This is a genomic window from Actinomycetospora sp. NBRC 106375, assembly GCF_030269665.1.
In the GTDB taxonomy this organism is placed as follows: Bacteria; Actinomycetota; Actinomycetes; order Mycobacteriales; family Pseudonocardiaceae; genus Actinomycetospora.
In genome coordinates, this window is record NZ_BSTS01000003.1 from 19,679 (window position 1) to 35,600 (window position 15,922).

A 15,922-nucleotide genomic window follows, 5' to 3' on the forward strand; every position below is an offset into this window, starting at 1 on the left:
GGCCCTCGATGAACGCCCAGCCGGCACCTCTGTGGCAGCCCCCGTACCCGGTCGTCCGCGCGGACCGCCGCGAGCGGGCCGTCCGGGCGCACGCGATCACCGCGCTCGGCGTGATCCTCGGGCTCGGCGGCGTCGGCGCGCTGCTCGCGATGATCGTGGGTCTGCTGATGGCCGACGACTGCACGCGCCACGGCTGGGCGTGGGGGTCGGGCTCCCCGGACTGCTCGGTGACGGCCTGGTGGCTGAACCTCGTGGTCTCGCCTGCGGCCGTCGTCCTCGGCGCGGCGCTGGCGATCACCGGGCTCGTGCTGGCCCGTCGCGGCGGCGGGCACGGCTGGGCGTACGCGGCGTGGACGGTGTGGGGCGGGTCCTGCGCGGTGTGGTGGACCTACGTCCTCGTCGTCCTCGCCTGATCGCGGACGGCGCCCGCGCCGCCGACGTCCGCCTTGGGTCGGGCCACGCCGGCGCCGCGCGGCGGACGGACGGACGCCGGCGTGACGGTGGGCGGATCACGGTGCGGTGGTGGGGCGCACCGGATGGGCCGGTCGGAGCCACTTCGCCCGGACGTCCCGACGCGCGGCGTCGAACGACCGTGACCAGGGAATATCGGGCTCCCGCGCGGCGGATCGATCACCCGACCGGACCGCGCACCGACCGGACGCCGGCGTCCGGATGCCCCGGGAAGGACCAGCACCCATGACCGAACCGCTCGGCCTCGAGTCCATCGACCTCCACGGGACGATCGTCATCGGTGGCCGCACCGTGCGGATCGACATCACGACCGAGAGCGAGTCGCCGCACGGGCGAGACGCGGACGCTCCGCCCGCCAACGAGCTCGACGACGATCTCGACGACGAGCTCGTGGACGAGGGGCGCGACGACGGGCCTCGGGACGAGGTCGTGGACGACGACCTCGTCGCCGACGACGTCGAGGACGATCTCGCGGAGGGCGAGGCCGAGGACGACGAACTCGACGACGAGGCCGAGGACGACGAGCTCGACGACGAGGTCGAGGACGAGCTCGAGGACGAGCTCGAGGACGACGACATCGAGGACGAACCCGAGGACGACGAGCCCGCGGAGAGCGAGCTCGACGACAAGGAGCCCGCGGACGACAGGGCCGAGGCCGCGGCGGAGAAGCCGCGGCGGCGGGGCCGGCGGACGAAGGCCGCATCACGCGGCTGATCGCTGTCGGCGGGTGGTGGGTCACCGGCCGGGGACACCGGTCCGGGCGGCACTCAGGACGGGTCGTCGCCGGGCGCCTCGAGCCAGGACAGGATCGCCGCGTCGATCCGGACGTCCTCGTGGGTCACGTGGGGCGCCACCTCGTCCGGGAGGTTCGTCCGCCGGCTCCCGTGACGGGTGGCGTCGATGCGGACCTGCGGTTCGGCGTGGAAGCGCAGGCGCCGGGCGCGCACCGCGGCGCGGACCTCGACGTCGGGCGCGCGGTCGTCGCTCACCCGGTCGCCCGCCGCGCCGGTCGGGGGCGGGTGGACGAGCTGCGGCGTGAGGTGCCCTTCGGCGCGGAGTCGCCGGAGGAGTCGCCGGTCGACCCACCGGTCGACCCACCGGTGCCCTCGTCGTCCCCGGAGGCCTTCGGGGCGGACCGGCGTCGACGGGCGCCCTTCGGTGCTGCGTTCCCCGACGCGCCCCCGGACCCGCCGGACCCGCTGGACCCGTCGCCGGTAACGGACGCCGTCTCGTCCGCCGTCGCGGCGACCTCACCGGCCACGTCACCCGCCGCGCTCCCCACCTCGCCTGCGGCGGCGTCCGCCGCGGTCTCACCGACGCTGCCGACCGCGTCGACGGCATCACCGGCCGCGTCACCGACGGAGCCGCCGAGCTCGCCGGCCGCGTCACCGACGGAGGTCCCGAGCTCGCCGACCGCCGACCCGGCCTGTCCGCCGAGCTCCTCCACCGCCGAGCCGGCCGCGCTCCCGACCTCGCCGACCGCCTCGCCGACGCCCGACCCGACCTCGCGCACGGCGTCCTGCGCGGTCCGCGCGATCGTCTCGAGGATCGCGGGGTTGCGATCGATGGTGGTCAGGACCCTGTCGATGATCGCCGCGACCTCGTCGAGGCGGACCTTCAGCGTCGCCTCGGCCGAGACGCCGTCGATCTCCAGCTCCACCGAGCCCAGCTGGGCGTCGACGCCGACGTTGAGCTTGAGCAGGTCGAGCACCTCGGCCTGCAGGGAGACCTTCGCCCGCAGGTCCTCGACCTTCAGCCCGATGTGGTCCACCTCGAGCTTCGGGACGTCGAGGTAGACGTCCGGGCGGGAGGCGGCCTCGCCGCCGCCGCGCTGCGCCGTGGAGCGCTGCTCGGGGGAACGTCGGGCGCGGGGCGTCTCGTCGCCGTCCTCGGCACGGCGCCGGGAGCCGCCCTCCGCGCCGCTCCGGACGTGGCCGCCGTTGCGGCGCCGGGCTTCTCCTGTGGCCATGGGGCCTCCTTCGCGGGGATCGGAGGAGGGTGGCCGCCCGAGCTCGGCGGGGAAACGGCTCCGGTCAGCCGCTGGTGCGCGGCCTCCTGCCGCGCGTCGACGCGTCCGACCGCGTCCGATGGGCGGGCGACACGGGGCAGGGGCGCGCCGGCGTGTCGCGCCGCGACGCTGTGGCGATCCTGGCGTCACACGCCAGGAAAGCCGCATCGCTCGCACAGCCTCAGCCGTCCAGCGCCGCCAGGAACGCGTCGACGCCCTCGACGTCGACGTCGGTCAGGCGGCGCTTCCGCCAGGCCGCGGGGGTGATCGCCGCGTGCACCTCGACGACCCCGTCGGCGCCGGTCTCCCGGTGCGTCTCCCGGTAGCCGCAGCGGGCCGTGACGCGGCGGGAGGCGCCGTTGCCCTCGGCGGCGCCGGTGACCGCGCGGGTCGCGTGGAGGTGGCCGAACGCCAGCTCCAGCAGCATCAGGCGGACGCGCCGACCGAGGCCGCGACCCTGGTCGGCGCGGGCGAGCCAGGAGGAGGTGCGGACGGTGCCCGCGGGGTCGTCGAGCTCGTGGGCCAGCACCGCCAGCCCGAGCGCGCGGCCCCCGTCGAGGACGGCGAGCGGCGCCCGCCAGCGCGCGGCGCCCGGCGCCTCGCGCAGCCGCCAGGCCCACTCGACGAACCGCCGGGCCGCGTCGCGACCCGTGTCGGACGGCCACCCCAGCAGCTCGCCCTCGCGACCCGGCTCGACGATCCCGCCGGGCTCGCCGACGATCTCGGCGAGCTCCAGCAGCTCCTCGTCGGTGGGCGCGACGAGCACCGTGCCCGCGTGGGCCACCCGCAGCCCGAACTGGGGGTAGAGCGCGGCGAGGTCGGAGCGCAGGAGGTCGGCGTCCACGCCGGTGATGGTCCCGCTCTGGAATGATCAGGCGCCATGGCGATCGCGGTCTGCCCCGGCTCGTTCGACCCCGTCACGCTCGGGCACGTCGACGTCGTGAGGCGGGCGGCCGCGCTGTTCGACGAGGTGGTCGTGGCCGTCGCCGTCAACCCGAACAAGCAGGGCCTGTTCACCGTCGACGAGCGCCGCGACCTGCTGGCCACCGCGCTCGAGGGCGTCGACAACGTCCGCACCGACGCGTTCTCCGGCCTCGTCGTGGACTACTGCACCTCGATCGGCGCCGCGACCCTGGTCAAGGGCCTGCGCACGGCCGTCGACTACGGGTTCGAGGAGCCCATGGCGCAGATGAACCGCCACCAGACCGGCGTCGACACGACCTTCCTCATCACCGACCCGCGGTACTCCTTCGTCTCCAGCTCGCTGGTCAAGGAGGTCGCCCGCGGAGGCGGCGACGTCAGCGCGTTCCTGCACCCGGAGGTCCACCGGCGCCTGCAGGCCCGGATCGGCTAGGGCCGTCCGAAGGGTCCGGCCCCACGGGCTCGCGACACGCCGACGGACGCGCGCAATCCCCGAGGCCCACGCGCGGCGGCGGCACACTGATCGGCGTGTACCGCGTGTTCGAGGCGCTCGACGAGCTCGTGACCCTCTGCGAAGAGGCTCGCGGGTTGCCGATGACGACCAGCTGCGTCGTCCCGCGCGGCGATGTGCTCGAGCTGCTCGACGACGTGCGCGAGGCCATCCCCGGCGAGCTGGACGACGCCCAGGACGTCCTCGACCACCGTGACAAGCTGGTCGCCGACGCGACCGACGAGGCCGAGAAGGCCCGCGCCGACGCGCGGGCCGAGGCCGACCGGCTGCTGGCCGAGGCCCGCGAGCAGGCCCAGCAGATGATCGCCGAGGCCGAGCACGAGGCCGAGCGCACCGTGGGGCGCGGCCGCCGCGAGTACGCCGAGCTCACCGAGCGCGCCGAGGCCGAGTCCGAGCGGATGGTGGAGGCCGGCCGCCAGCACTACGAGCGCTCCGTCGCCGACGGACGCGCCGAGCAGGCCCGTCTCGTGGAGGCCCACGAGGTCACCCGCGCCGCCCACACCGAGGCCGAGCGCATCGTCGACGCCGCCACCGACGAGGCCGAGCGGCGCCGGGCCGAGTGCGACCACTACGTCGACGGCACGCTCGCGGACTTCTCCGAGACCCTCGAGTCCGTGCTCGACACCGTCGGGCGCCACCGCCACCAGCTGCGGATGAGCGCGCCCAACGGGCCGTCCGCGGCCGGGCCGCCGCGGTCGCGGGAGGACGACGAGCACGACCCGCGCGAGGACGGCCGCGAGGGCCGCCGCCCGCGCTGGAGCGAGCGACTGAGCGAGCGGCTCGGCGCCTGATCCCGCTCGCGTAGACTGGCCCGTCGGGCCGTGCTCTGCGGCCGCACCCCGTCACCGAGCGGCGAGATGAGCGAGAAGAAGAACCCCGAGTCCCAGGTCGACGCCACCAGCCCGTGGGCGGTCGACGTCGCGCGCGAGCTCCTGCGCCGTCCCGGCCAGATGAAGACGCTGCGCCGCGACGTGCCGGCACCCGAGGGCTTCGGCCTCGAGATGGTCGGCGTGCCCGTCGGGGCGCCGATCCACCTCGACCTGCGCCTGGAGTCGGTGATGGAGGGCGTGCTGGCCTCCGGCACCGTCGAGGCGGACGTCGCGGGCGAGTGCTCCCGGTGCCTCGAGCCGTTCACCGACCACGTCGACGTCGACCTCACCGAGCTCTACGCCTACCCCGACTCGGTCACCGACGAGACGGCCGAGGAGGGCGAGGTCAGCCGCATCGTCGACGAGCGCATCGACCTCGAGCCGGCCGTGCGCGACGCGGTGCTGCTGGAGCTGCCGGTCACCCCGCTGTGCCGCGAGGACTGCCCGGGTCCGGAGTCGCCCGACCCCGAGGCATGGGCCTTCGTCCCGGCCGGGGAGGCTCGTGAGACAATCGATCCTCGCTGGGCCGCGCTGCAGGAGAAGTACGGCGGCACCGGCCGCACCGAGAACTAGGGAGAAGGAAACACCGTGGCCGTCCCGAAGCGCCGGATGTCGCGCGCGAACACCCACGCCCGCCGCTCGCAGTGGAAGGCGTCCGTGCCGCAGCTGGTGGCGTGCCAGAACAAGGCCTGCGCGAAGCCGAAGCCGCCGCACGTCGCCTGCCCGCACTGCGGCCAGTACGCCGGCCGCCGGGCCGTCACCCCAGCCTGACGCCCCGTCCGGACGTGACGGTGGCATGACGGCGACGAGCGCCCAGCAGGCCCAGCAGGCCCAGCCCCCCACCGAGCCGACGCTCGGGGACGTCCTGCAGGTCGATCTCGAACCCGAGCTGGTCGAGCTCGCCCTCACCCACCGCTCCTACGCGTACGAGCACGGCGGGCTGCCCACCAACGAGCGCCTGGAGTTCCTGGGCGACGCGGTGCTGGGCATCATCGTCACCGAGCGGCTCTACCGCGAGCACCCCGACCTGCCGGAAGGGCAGCTCGCGAAGCTGCGCGCGAGCGTCGTCAACATGCACGCCCTCGCCGGCGTCGCCCGCGAGCTGGGCCTCGGCGACCGCCTGTACCTCGGGCGCGGCGAGGAGCTCACCGGCGGGCGCGACAAGCCGAGCATCCTCGGCGACGCCGTCGAGGCCGTCCTCGGCGCGGTCCACCTCCAGCACGGCATCGAGACCTCGCGGTCGCTCGTCGAGCGCCTGTTCGGCGAGCTGCTGCGCACCGCGCCGCTCCTCGGCGCCGGGCTCGACTGGAAGACCAGCCTCCAGGAGCTCACGGCCGCCTCCGACCTCGGCGTGCCCGAGTACCGGATGGAGGAGGAGGGCCCGGACCACCTCAAGGAGTTCACGGCGACCGTCGTCGTCGCGGGCGAGGAGCGCGGCACGGGGGTCGGGCGCACGAAGAAGGAGGCCGAGCAGAAGGCGGCGCGCTCGGCCTACCAGTACCTCGACGGCTCGGACGGCTCTGCCGCGGGCCAGGACGCGCAGCGCAGCGGAGCCGGACCGTCGGGTAGTGCCTGAGCTCCCCGAGGTCGAGGTCGTCCGGCGGGGGCTCGCCGACCACGTCACCGGCCGCCGGGTGACGTCCGTGCAGGTCCTCCACCCGCGGTCGGTGCGCCGCCAGGACGGCGGGGCCGTCGAGTTCGGCGAGCGGCTGTCCGGCCAGGTGCTGCGCGCGGTGCGCCGGCGCGGGAAGTACCTGTGGGCCGAGCTGGGCGAGGACGGGCCCGAGGCCGCTCTGCTCGCGCACCTGGGCATGAGCGGGCAGCTGCTCGTGCAGCCCGCCGAGCGCCTCGACGAGCTGCACCTGCGGATCCGGGTGCGGTTCGACGACGACGGTCCGGAGCTGCGGTTCGTCGACCAGCGCACGTTCGGCGGGCTGACGGTCGTCGACGTGACCGGTCCCGACGCCCTGCCCGTGCCGGTCGCGCACATCGGACGCGACCCGATGGATCCCGCGTTCGACGCCGAGGCCGCGGTCGGTGGCCTGCGGCGACGCCGCACCGGCGTCAAGCGCGCGCTGCTGGACCAGACGCTGGTCTCGGGGATCGGCAACATCTACGCCGACGAGTCGCTGTGGCGCGCGAAGCTGCACTACGAGCGCCCGACCGCGACGCTGACCCGCCCCGAGGGCCGGCGGCTGCTGGCGGCGGCGACCGAGGTCATGGGCGAGGCGCTGGAGGCCGGCGGCACGTCGTTCGACGCGCTCTACGTCGACGTCAACGGCGACGCGGGCTACTTCGACCGGGCGCTGGCGGTGTACGGGCAGGAGGACCGCCCGTGCCCGCGGTGCGGGACGCCGGTGCGGCGGGCCCCGTTCATGAACCGCTCGTCGTACTGGTGCCCGACCTGCCAGCCCCGCCCGCGCCGCCGCCACCCGTGACTCCTATGTGAGCGAAATTCCCGGTTATGGCCGGGAATTTCGCTCACATACGGACTACGGCGTCTCCGCGCGGATCACGTCGAGGTTCCGGAAGGTGACCGGGCCGTCGCAGAGTGCCGTCATCTTGCCGGCGAAGGCGCTGGTCACGGGGCTGTCGGAGTTCTTCTGGGCGGCGTCGGCGCTGGGGAACTCGACGACCTCGAGGTAGGTGTCGGGGCGGTCGCGGTCGCGGCTCATGACCATCCACTCCGCCGTGCGGTCCGCGCCGATCTCGGACGCCCAGCCGTCGATGAGCGCGTCCATCTCGTCGTAGGCCTGCGTGCGGAACTCGATGATCTGCACGAACGAGCCCGGCCCGGTCGCCTGGGGGGCGTCGCGCAGGGCCGCGCGGAGCCCGTCGCGCAGCTCCGTGCCGTCGGTGTGCCCGTGCACCGCGACCGCGTGGGCGGTGCCGGCGTCGAGGACCTCGCCCTCCTCGCCGGTCAGGGTGAGCGTGCAGTCGGTGTCGCTCGGGACCTCGCGGCAGTCCAGCATCTTGCGCGGCACGGCGGCCTCCTCGGCGTCGGGCGGATGGCGGTCCTCCAGTGAAGGCCCGTGCGGTCTCCGTGTTCGATACGGAGGACTCCGTAGACCGTCCGGGTGACAACGGCCCGGTCGACGCTGGTCAGTGACGCCGGAGAGGTCGACACTCGGTGACCCGCCGGTCCTCCGAGGAGGAACGCGTGCCGCTGACCGCCGACCGTGTCCTCACCGTGGCGCTCGACCTCGCCGCGGCGGCGGCCGCCGTGCGCACCGCCGCCGACCTCGACCGGGGTGTCTGGCCGGGCCTCGCCTCCCTCGTCGGCGGCGACAGCCTCGCGGCCACGGGCTTCGACGGCCGGCCGCTGGCGTGGGCGCGGCGCGGGGCGTCGGGAGCGGGACACCGGGCGACGCTGGTCATCCACCGCGAGGGGGCCGAGGCGTGCGTCGCGCTGCGCCGGGGCGACCGCGAGTTCGGCGACCGCGACCTCGCCCTCCTGCGGCTCGTCCGCCCCCACCTCGCCGACGCGCTCTGGCGCGCCGCGCACGGACCGGCGCCACGGCGTCTGACCACGCGCGAGCTCGCGGTGGTCGCCCGCGTCGCACGCGGCGCCACCGACGCCGCGATCGCCCACGAGCTGGGCATCAGCCGCCGGACCGTCGGCAAGCACCTCGAGAACGCCTACGCCGCCCTCGGCGTGCACGACCGCACGTCGGCGGTCGTCCGGCTCTCGTCGAGCTAGCCATCGAGCCTGCCCTCGCCGTCAGCCCTCGCCGCGGACCGCGCGGCGGATCTCCTCGAGCTTGTCCCGTGCGGCGGCGTCGTGCTTCGCCTCGCGCTCGGCGCGGGCCTGCCCGGCGGCGCTCTCGTTCGCCAGCTCCTCGGCGCCCATCGCCGTCGACGCCCGGCGCTCGATGGTCTCGCGGACGTGCTCGAAGGTCGGCACGCCGTCCTCGGTCCAGCCGCTCGGGTCCTCCGGCTCGGTCATGCCGCCAGGTTACGGCGGCGGTGACGCCCCCGGGAACACGTCAGGCCCCGCACCGCGACGGGTGCGGGGCCTGCACGGTGGGAACGCTCAGTTGCGCGGCGCGGACTCCATGAGGTCCTTGAACTCCTGGAGCGCCTTCTCGATCTTCTTCTGCGGGTCGGCGAAGAGCTTCGCCACCGCGTCACCGGCCGCGCCGCCGGGGGTCTCGACGTGGAGGCTGACCTCGACGCCGGTGCTGTCGCCGTGCGGGTCGAAGCGCACCGCGCCGCCCGTCTCGACGTGGTTGTTGCTCTCCTCGAGCGACTTCCACGCGATCTTGCGGTCGGTCTCCTCGTCGATGATCTTCGCGTCCCACTCGACCGGCCTGCCGAGCGGGCCGTCGACCACCCAGTGCGTGATGCCGGCCTGGCCGCTCTTCGGTTCCACCGACTGCACGTCGTCGAGGATCTGCGGCAGGTGGGTCAGCGGCCGCCACCACTGGTAGCACTGCGCCGCCGGGGCGTTGATCTCGAGGTAATGCGTCGCTGTAGCCATGGTGGGGGGTTGACGGCCCGTGACCGGACCGAAACGGGCCCGTCGGTGCGACACGACGCACGCGCTCGACCGATCCCGTCGACGTTTCGGCTCTCGCGTAGCGTCATCTCCCACCCGGGGCGGGGGAGGAGGACCGGGCGTGCACCTGAAGAGCCTCACGCTGAAGGGCTTCAAGTCCTTCGCGTCGTCGACGACGCTGCGCTTCGAGCCGGGCATCACCTGCGTGGTCGGTCCCAACGGCTCCGGGAAGTCCAACGTCGTCGACGCGATCAGCTGGGTCCTCGGCGAGCAGGGAGCCAAGGCGCTGCGCGGCGGCAAGATGGAGGACGTCATCTTCGCCGGCACGTCGGGGCGCGCCCCGCTGGGCCGGGCCGAGGTCACGCTGACCATCGACAACGCCGACGGCGCCCTGCCCATCTCCTACGCCGAGGTGTCGATCACACGGCGGGTGTTCCGCTCCGGCGCCGGCGAGTACGAGATCAACGGCAGCAGCTGCCGGCTGCTCGACGTCCAGGAGCTGCTCTCCGACTCGGGCATCGGCCGCGAGCTGCACGTCCTCGTCGGCCAGGGCCAGCTCGACACGATCCTGCAGTCGCGCCCCGAGGAGCGGCGGGCCTTCATCGAGGAGGCCGCCGGGGTCCTCAAGCACCGCAAGCGCAAGGAGAAGGCGCTCCGCAAGCTCGAGGCGATGCAGGCCAACCTCACGCGCCTGTCCGACCTCACCACCGAGCTGCGCCGCCAGCTCAAGCCCCTCGGACGCCAGGCCGAGATCGCCCGCCGGGCGCAGACCATCCAGGCCGACCTGCGGGACGCCCGCCTGCGCCTCGCCGCCGACGACCTCGTCACGCTGCGGTCGACGATCTCCCGCGAGCAGGCCGACGAGGACGAGGCGCGGCGGCGCCGCGACGAGGCCGAGCGCGCGCTGGCCGAGGTCGGGGCGCAGGTGACGTCGCTGGAGGCGGCGGTCGAGGCCGCGACGCCGGCGCACACGCGCGCCCAGGAGGGCTGGTATCGGCTCTCCGCCCTGCAGGAGCGTCTGCGGGGCACCGTCGCGCTGGCCGCCGAGCGCCACCGCCACGTCGCGACACCCGAGGAGGCGCCCACCGGCCCGGACCCCGCCGACCTCCGGCGCCAGGCCGACGAGGCCGAGGGGCACGAGGCCACGCTGGACGCCGAGGTGGCCGAGGCCCGCGCCGTGCTCGAGGGGCACGCCGAGAGCCGCGAGGGCGCCGAGGACGCGCTGACCACCGCCGAGCGGCGCCTCGCGGCCGCGACGCGCGCCGCCGCCGACCGCCGCGAGGGCGTCGCCCGCCTCGCCGGGCAGGTCGAGACGTTGCGCGGACGGCTCGCGTCGTCGACCGAGGAGCTCGAGCAGATCGACGCCTCGCTCACCGAGGCCCGCGAGCGCGCCACCACCGCGCGCGAGGAGCTCGTTGCCGAGGAGGAGGGGAGCGGGCCGATCGAGGCGACGGCCGAGGACACACCGGTCGAGGAGCACGCGGCCGGCGACGGGGACATCGACCCCGAGGCCGCTCTCGACGCCGCCGTCGAGCGCCACGAGGCCGCCCGCAGCGGGGTCGACGCGGCGGGCGCGGCCCACCGCGACGCCGAGCGCGACAGGGCGCACTGGCAGGCGCGCACCGATGCCCTCGCCCTCGGGCTCACGCGCCGCGACGGCGCCGGCGCGCTGCTCGCTGCCACCGACCGCGTGCCGGGGATCATGGGGTCGGTCACTGCCCTGGTGCGGGTCACGGCGGGCGACGAGGACGCCGTGACCGCCGCGCTCGGCCCCGCGGCCGACGCGGTCGCCGTGCGCGGCCCGGACGACGCCGCCGACGCGCTGGCCGAGCTGCACGCCTCCGAGGGCGGGCGCGCCGGGCTGCTGGTGGGCGGGGGAGCCGAGGCCGAGCCGCCGCCGGACGCGCCCCCGCCCGGCGCGCGCTGGGCCGCCGACCTCGTGCAGGTGCCCGCCGGCCTCGCGGGCGCGGTGGCCCGGGTGCTCGCCGGGATCGTCGTCGTCGACGACCTCGCCGCCGCCCGCGCCGTCGTCCGGGACCACCCGCACCTGCGGGCGGTGACCCGCGCCGGCGACCTGCTCGGCGCCGACTGGGCGTCCGGCGGCCCGTCGGGCAACCAGAGCTTCCTCGAGATGCAGGCCGCCGCCGACGAGGCCGGCGACCGGCTGGCCGCCGCCGAGCGGCACCTCCGCGAGGCCGACGCCGCCCTCGGGACCGCGCGCGAGGCCGAGTCGGCCGCCCGGGCCGAGGTAGGGGTCGCCCGCCAGGTCCGCGACGACCGCCGGCGTGCCGACGCCGAGGCGCGCCGGGCCGCCGACGCGCGGCGGGCCGCCGACGACGCCGCCCGCGCCGAGGCCGCCCGGCGGCTCGGGCGCCTCGGGGAGACCGTGCGGGGCGCCGAGGCCGAGGCCGAGCGGCTCACCGCGCGCCGGGCGGCGGTCGAGCAGACTCGCGACGAGCGGCGCGCCGAGCTCGACGACCTCACCGAGCGCCTCGCCATGGCCCAGGACCAGGCAGCCGACGACGCCGCGGGCGACGACACCGACGAGCACGCCGCCGCCCGCGACCAGGCGTCGGCGGCCCTGACCGCGGCGCGCGCCGCGGAGGTCGACGCCCGCCTCGCCCTGCGCACCGCCGAGGAGCGGCTGCGTGCGGTCGCCGGGCGCGCCGAGGGCCTGCGGCGCCGGGCCGAGGGCGAGCGCGAGGCGCGTGCCCGGGCCGAGGAACGCGCGGCGCAACGGGCCCGGGCGGCGGCGCTCACCGAGGAGGCGGTCCGCCACGGACGCGACGCGCTCTCCCGCCTGGAGGGCTCCCTGGCCCGCGCCGCCGAGGCCCGCGACGCGGCGGCGGCGGTGCGCACGGCCCGGGCCGGCGAGCTCGACACCGCCCGCGAGCGGCAGCGCGAGCTCCAGGCCTCGCTGGAGCGCCTCACCGACACGGTGCACCGCGACGAGGTCGTGCGCGCCGAGCAACGCACCCGGCTCCAGCAGATGGAGGCGGGGATCGGCGAGCGCTTCGGCATCGGGCTGGAGGACCTCGTCGCCGAGTACGGGCCGGACGTCGGCATCCCGCCGCCGGCCGGCGAGGTGGCCGAGGTCGAGGCGGCCCGCGAGCGCGGCGAGCAGGTCGTCATGCCGCCGCCCGAGGCCTACGACCGCGCGACGCAGGAGCGCCGGGCCGCCCGGGCGGAGAAGGAGCTCGGGACGCTCGGCAAGGTCAACCCCCTCGCGCTCGAGGAGTACGCCGCGCTCGAGGAGCGCTACCGGTTCCTCTCCACCCAGCTCGAGGACGTGAAGAACAGCCGCAAGGACCTCCTCGAGGTCGTCTCGCAGGTCGACGCGACGATCCTCGAGGTCTTCGCGACGGCGTTCGCCGACGTGGCCCGCGAGTTCGAGGCCGTGTTCCCGGTGCTCTTCCCCGGCGGCGACGGACGGCTCGTGCTCACCGACCCCGACGACCTGCTGGCCACCGGCGTCGAGGTCGAGGCCCGCCCGCCCGGCAAGAAGGTCAAGCGCCTCTCGCTGCTCTCGGGCGGGGAGAAGTCCCTGACCGCCGTGGCGATGCTCGTGGCGATCTTCCGGGCCCGCCCGTCGCCGTTCTACGTGCTCGACGAGGTCGAGGCCGCCCTCGACGACGCCAACCTCCGCCGCCTCATCGGCCTGCTCGCCGATCTGCGCCGCAGCTCGCAGCTCGTCATCATCACGCACCAGAAGCCGACGATGGAGATCGCCGACGCCCTCTACGGCGTGAGCATGCGCGGCGACGGCATCACCGCTGTCATATCGCAGCGCCTCCGGGGTGCCGACGCGCCGGGACCCTTCGCGGAGACCACCCCAACGTGATCACTCTGCGTACTGCTACGTTGCGCTGAGTATCACGACGGCCCGGATCGGGGGGCCAGGACGACGCTGTCGTGGCCTCCCGAGCCGTTGGCGGCCGCTCTACCGTGCTGGTCAGAGCGCTGCGAGGGACCGGGGGGAGCAGACATGACGGCGGTGCGACACGGACCGGCCCACGCCTCCCCGTCCCACGCCTGCCCGGGCGACGCGGTCCGCACCGTGGAGACGTCATCCGTGGCGCTGGCCACCGCCGCGGCGGGATCGACCGGCCGGCACGCCCGCGTCGGCTCCGGCACCCCGTCCGGGCCCCTGGTCGCGCTGACCGTCAGCCCGCCCCGGACCGCGATCCGGCAGCGGTCGGTGGTCCCGCAGCGCGCCGCGGTGCCCGCCCTCGCCGAGCCGGACGCCGGACGCCTCGTCATCGACAGCTCCTACTGCCGCCTGACGCCCTACCTCGGTGCGCGGAAGGTCGCGGTGAGCGTGGACGGGCTGCCCTGGCGCTTCGCCTGGGGCCGGACCCCCATCGACCTGCCCGCCGGGCGCCACCTCGTGGAGATCGAGGTCGAGCACGGCCGCACCGGCCGTCGCTCCTGGGGGCACGTCGCCGACGCGGTGCCGGTCTGCGCGGGCAACACCGTCGAGGTCTTCTACCGCGCGCCCGCCCTGCCCCGCCTCGCCGGCTCGCTGGGCCCCGATCGCCAGCGGACCGCGGGCTTCTCCCTCTGCGCCCTGCTCCTGGCGCTGGGCGGCGCAGTGGCGCTCGCGCTCGTGGTCCTGGCGGTCGTGCTGCTGGGGTGGACGGCGCTCTCCTGATCTCCGGGACGCGCGGATCGCCCGGGCGGCGCGCGTGATCAGGAGCGCGCCGTGCACCCGGGTCGTCCTTGTCGGGTGGACAGCGCCCTCCTGATCTCGTCACCCCGGCCGCGCGCCCGGCCCGCGCACTGCTGGGACACTGGCCGCCGTGTCCCGGAGCTCCCTGCTGACCTCCCCGCTCGACCTCCCCGCCACGGACGCCCCGCTCGCGGCGGCCGGGTCGGGGACCCTCTCGACCGGGCTGATCGCCACGATCGTCGTGGTCGCGGTGATCGTCGTCCTGCTCATCGTGCTGGGCGTCGGGCTCTACCTGCGCCGGCGCCGGCAGGTCTCGCTCGCCGAGCCCGAGCCGGAGGAGCCGGCCAAGCCGACGAAGGGCTCCTACCAGGCCGGCGGCGGGTTCGCCTTCAGCGCGGGCACGGGCGGTGCGACGGCCGCGCCGCCCCGGCGCCCGGAGCCGGAGCCCGAGCCGACACCCGAGCCCGAGACGCCCGCGGAGCGCCCGGAGATCGCCGGGCCCCAGGGCACCGCGCCGCCCGGGGCCGCCGACGGGCCCCCGGCTGCTGCCCCCGCCGAACCCACCCCGGCGCCCGAGCCGACGGCGGCGCCGCAGCCGACGCCCGAACCCGAACCCGAACCCGAACCGGGGCCGGAGCCGGAGCCGGAGCCGGGGCCGGAGCTGACGCCCGAGGCGGAGCCGACGCCCGAGCCGGAGCCGGAGCCGGACACCGCGGGCCCCGGCACGACCGCCGGGCCCCAGGTCGCCGCCGGTCCCCAGGCCACGGCGCCGCCGGAGGCCGCCGGCGAGCCCGCCGCCGACGCGAGCACGCCGACCGCCGAGCCCGTCGAGCCCGTCGAGCCCGTCGAGCCCGTCGAGCCCGTCGAGCCGACGACCGACGCACGTCCCGCCGCCGCGAGCGCGCCGACCGCCGAGCCCGAGGCCCCCGCCGCGCCGGAGACGCCCACCCCCGCCACGGAGTCCGCCGCCACGGAGTCCGCCGCCACGGTGACCGACACGCCCGTGGCGCCCGGCGCGCCGACGGAGGAGATCGCGCCGACCGAGGGCCGGCTCGAGCGTCTCCGCAGCCGGCTGGGCCGTTCCCGGTCGACGCTCGGCCAGGGCCTGCTCGGCCTGCTCGGCGCCGGCGACCTCGACGAGGACTCGTGGGAGGAGGTCGAGGACACGCTGCTGATGGCCGACCTCGGCTCGTCGACGACGCAGCAGGTCGTCGGCAAGCTCCGCGAGCGGATCGCGTCACGGGGGATCCGCACCCCGGAGCAGGCGCGGGACCTGCTCCGCGAGGTGCTGGTCGAGGAGCTCGGGCCGCAGATGGAGCGCTCGGTGCGGGCGCTGTCGCACGACGGGCGGCCCGCGGTGGTGCTGGTGGCCGGGGTCAACGGCACCGGCAAGACCACGACCACCGGCAAGCTCGCCCGGGTCCTCGTCGCCGACGGCTTCGTGGTGCTCCTCGGCGCCGCGGACACCTTCCGGGCCGCCGCGGCCGAGCAGCTCTCGACGTGGGGTGAGCGCGCGGGCGCGGAGACCGTGCGCGGCAAGGAGGGCGCCGACCCCGCGAGCGTCGCGTTCGACGCCGTGAAGCGCGGCACCGACGCCGGGGTCGACGCCGTCCTGCTCGACACCGCCGGCCGGCTGCACACCAAGACCGGGCTGATGGACGAGCTGGGCAAGGTCAAGCGGGTCGTCGAGCGCCAGGCCGAGGTCGACGAGGTCCTCCTCGTCCTCGACGCCACCACCGGGCAGAACGGGCTGACCCAGGCCCGGGTGTTCAGCGAGGTCGTCGACGTCACCGGCGTCGTGCTCACCAAGCTCGACGGCACCGCCAAGGGCGGAATCGTGTTCCAGGTGCAGCGCGAACTGGGCGTCCCGGTCAAGCTCGTCGGCCTCGGCGAGGGCCCCGACGACCTCGCGCCGTTCGAGCCCGGGGCGTTCGTCGACGCGCTGCTGAAGTAGGGCTGTCGGGGGGCGGCCCTA

At 75.9% G+C, this 15,922-nt stretch carries 18 protein-coding genes; 12 read left to right on the forward strand and 6 right to left on the reverse strand.

What is annotated here, in order from left to right; genetic code table 11:
• Positions 1-8 precede the first annotated feature (8 nt).
• Positions 9-413, forward strand: coding sequence for a hypothetical protein (locus QSK03_RS05815; RefSeq protein ID WP_285649321.1), 405 nt, complete (start codon positions 9-11; stop codon positions 411-413).
• A gap of 283 nt (positions 414-696) precedes the next feature.
• Positions 697-1,185, forward strand: a complete 489-nt coding sequence (locus QSK03_RS05820; RefSeq protein ID WP_285649323.1) for a hypothetical protein — start codon at positions 697-699, stop codon at positions 1,183-1,185.
• Positions 1,186-1,238: 53 nt separating this feature from the next.
• Here the strand turns inward: QSK03_RS05820 and QSK03_RS05825 are convergent, their stop codons facing one another.
• From QSK03_RS05825 to QSK03_RS05835, 3 genes are all read right to left on the reverse strand, one after another.
• A complete protein-coding gene (locus QSK03_RS05825; protein WP_285649326.1) occupies positions 1,239-1,460 on the reverse strand; it encodes a hypothetical protein in 222 nt (73 codons plus the stop codon).
• Complete coding sequence (locus QSK03_RS05830) at positions 1,457-2,440, reverse strand: hypothetical protein (protein ID WP_285649328.1); 984 nt, start codon at positions 2,438-2,440, stop codon at positions 1,457-1,459. Before QSK03_RS05830 ends, QSK03_RS05825 begins: the two co-directional genes overlap by 4 nt.
• A gap of 220 nt (positions 2,441-2,660) precedes the next feature.
• Positions 2,661-3,323 carry a GNAT family N-acetyltransferase gene (locus QSK03_RS05835; RefSeq protein ID WP_285649330.1) on the reverse strand — a complete coding sequence of 221 codons (663 nt, stop codon included), beginning with the start codon at positions 3,321-3,323 and terminating at the stop codon, positions 2,661-2,663.
• Positions 3,324-3,359: 36 nt separating this feature from the next.
• Between QSK03_RS05835 and coaD the strand changes: the two genes are divergently transcribed.
• From coaD to mutM, 6 genes are all read left to right on the forward strand, one after another.
• Positions 3,360-3,833 carry a pantetheine-phosphate adenylyltransferase gene (gene coaD, locus QSK03_RS05840; protein WP_285649332.1) on the forward strand — a complete coding sequence of 158 codons (474 nt, stop codon included), beginning with the start codon at positions 3,360-3,362 and terminating at the stop codon, positions 3,831-3,833.
• 95 nt (positions 3,834-3,928) lie between these two features.
• A complete protein-coding gene (locus tag QSK03_RS05845; protein WP_285649334.1) occupies positions 3,929-4,702 on the forward strand; it encodes a DivIVA domain-containing protein in 774 nt (257 codons plus the stop codon).
• Between the two features lie 66 nt (positions 4,703-4,768).
• Positions 4,769-5,353: a YceD family protein gene (locus QSK03_RS05850; protein ID WP_285649336.1), complete on the forward strand. Its 585-nt coding sequence runs from the start codon at positions 4,769-4,771 to the stop codon at positions 5,351-5,353.
• A gap of 15 nt (positions 5,354-5,368) precedes the next feature.
• The gene (gene rpmF / locus QSK03_RS05855; protein ID WP_285649338.1) at positions 5,369-5,551 is read left to right on the forward strand and encodes a 50S ribosomal protein L32; all 183 of its coding nucleotides are present in this window, start codon (positions 5,369-5,371) and stop codon (positions 5,549-5,551) included.
• Positions 5,552-5,576: 25 nt separating this feature from the next.
• Positions 5,577-6,356, forward strand: a complete 780-nt coding sequence (gene rnc / locus QSK03_RS05860) for a ribonuclease III (protein ID WP_285649340.1) — start codon at positions 5,577-5,579, stop codon at positions 6,354-6,356.
• Entirely contained in the window at positions 6,349-7,218 is an 870-nt protein-coding gene (gene mutM / locus QSK03_RS05865; protein ID WP_285649342.1) for a bifunctional DNA-formamidopyrimidine glycosylase/DNA-(apurinic or apyrimidinic site) lyase, read from the forward strand. Before rnc ends, mutM begins: the two co-directional genes overlap by 8 nt.
• A gap of 54 nt (positions 7,219-7,272) precedes the next feature.
• Here the strand turns inward: mutM and QSK03_RS05870 are convergent, their stop codons facing one another.
• Positions 7,273-7,764, reverse strand: a complete 492-nt coding sequence (locus QSK03_RS05870) for a DUF1059 domain-containing protein (RefSeq protein ID WP_285649344.1) — start codon at positions 7,762-7,764, stop codon at positions 7,273-7,275.
• Between the two features lie 176 nt (positions 7,765-7,940).
• Between QSK03_RS05870 and QSK03_RS05875 the strand changes: the two genes are divergently transcribed.
• A complete protein-coding gene (locus QSK03_RS05875) occupies positions 7,941-8,480 on the forward strand; it encodes a helix-turn-helix domain-containing protein (RefSeq protein ID WP_285649346.1) in 540 nt (179 codons plus the stop codon).
• A 21-nt stretch (positions 8,481-8,501) separates the two neighbouring features.
• Here the strand turns inward: QSK03_RS05875 and QSK03_RS05880 are convergent, their stop codons facing one another.
• Together QSK03_RS05880 and QSK03_RS05885 are read right to left on the reverse strand one after the other, a co-directional pair.
• Positions 8,502-8,726 (reverse strand): hypothetical protein, encoded by a 225-nt coding sequence (locus tag QSK03_RS05880; protein WP_285649348.1) that lies wholly within the window; start codon positions 8,724-8,726, stop codon positions 8,502-8,504.
• Positions 8,727-8,813: 87 nt separating this feature from the next.
• Positions 8,814-9,260: an SRPBCC family protein gene (locus tag QSK03_RS05885; protein WP_285649350.1), complete on the reverse strand. Its 447-nt coding sequence runs from the start codon at positions 9,258-9,260 to the stop codon at positions 8,814-8,816.
• Between the two features lie 139 nt (positions 9,261-9,399).
• On the opposite strand from QSK03_RS05885, the gene smc reads away from it, so the two are divergent.
• The 3 genes from smc (at position 9,400) to ftsY (ending at position 15,901) form a co-directional block, all read left to right on the forward strand.
• A complete protein-coding gene (smc, locus tag QSK03_RS05890) occupies positions 9,400-13,119 on the forward strand; it encodes a chromosome segregation protein SMC (protein WP_285649354.1) in 3,720 nt (1,239 codons plus the stop codon).
• Positions 13,120-13,263: 144 nt separating this feature from the next.
• Positions 13,264-13,929 (forward strand): hypothetical protein, encoded by a 666-nt coding sequence (locus QSK03_RS05895; protein WP_285649356.1) that lies wholly within the window; start codon positions 13,264-13,266, stop codon positions 13,927-13,929.
• A gap of 148 nt (positions 13,930-14,077) precedes the next feature.
• Positions 14,078-15,901, forward strand: a complete 1,824-nt coding sequence (gene ftsY / locus QSK03_RS05900) for a signal recognition particle-docking protein FtsY (protein WP_285649357.1) — start codon at positions 14,078-14,080, stop codon at positions 15,899-15,901.
• The last annotated feature ends 21 nt before the right edge of the window (positions 15,902-15,922 follow it).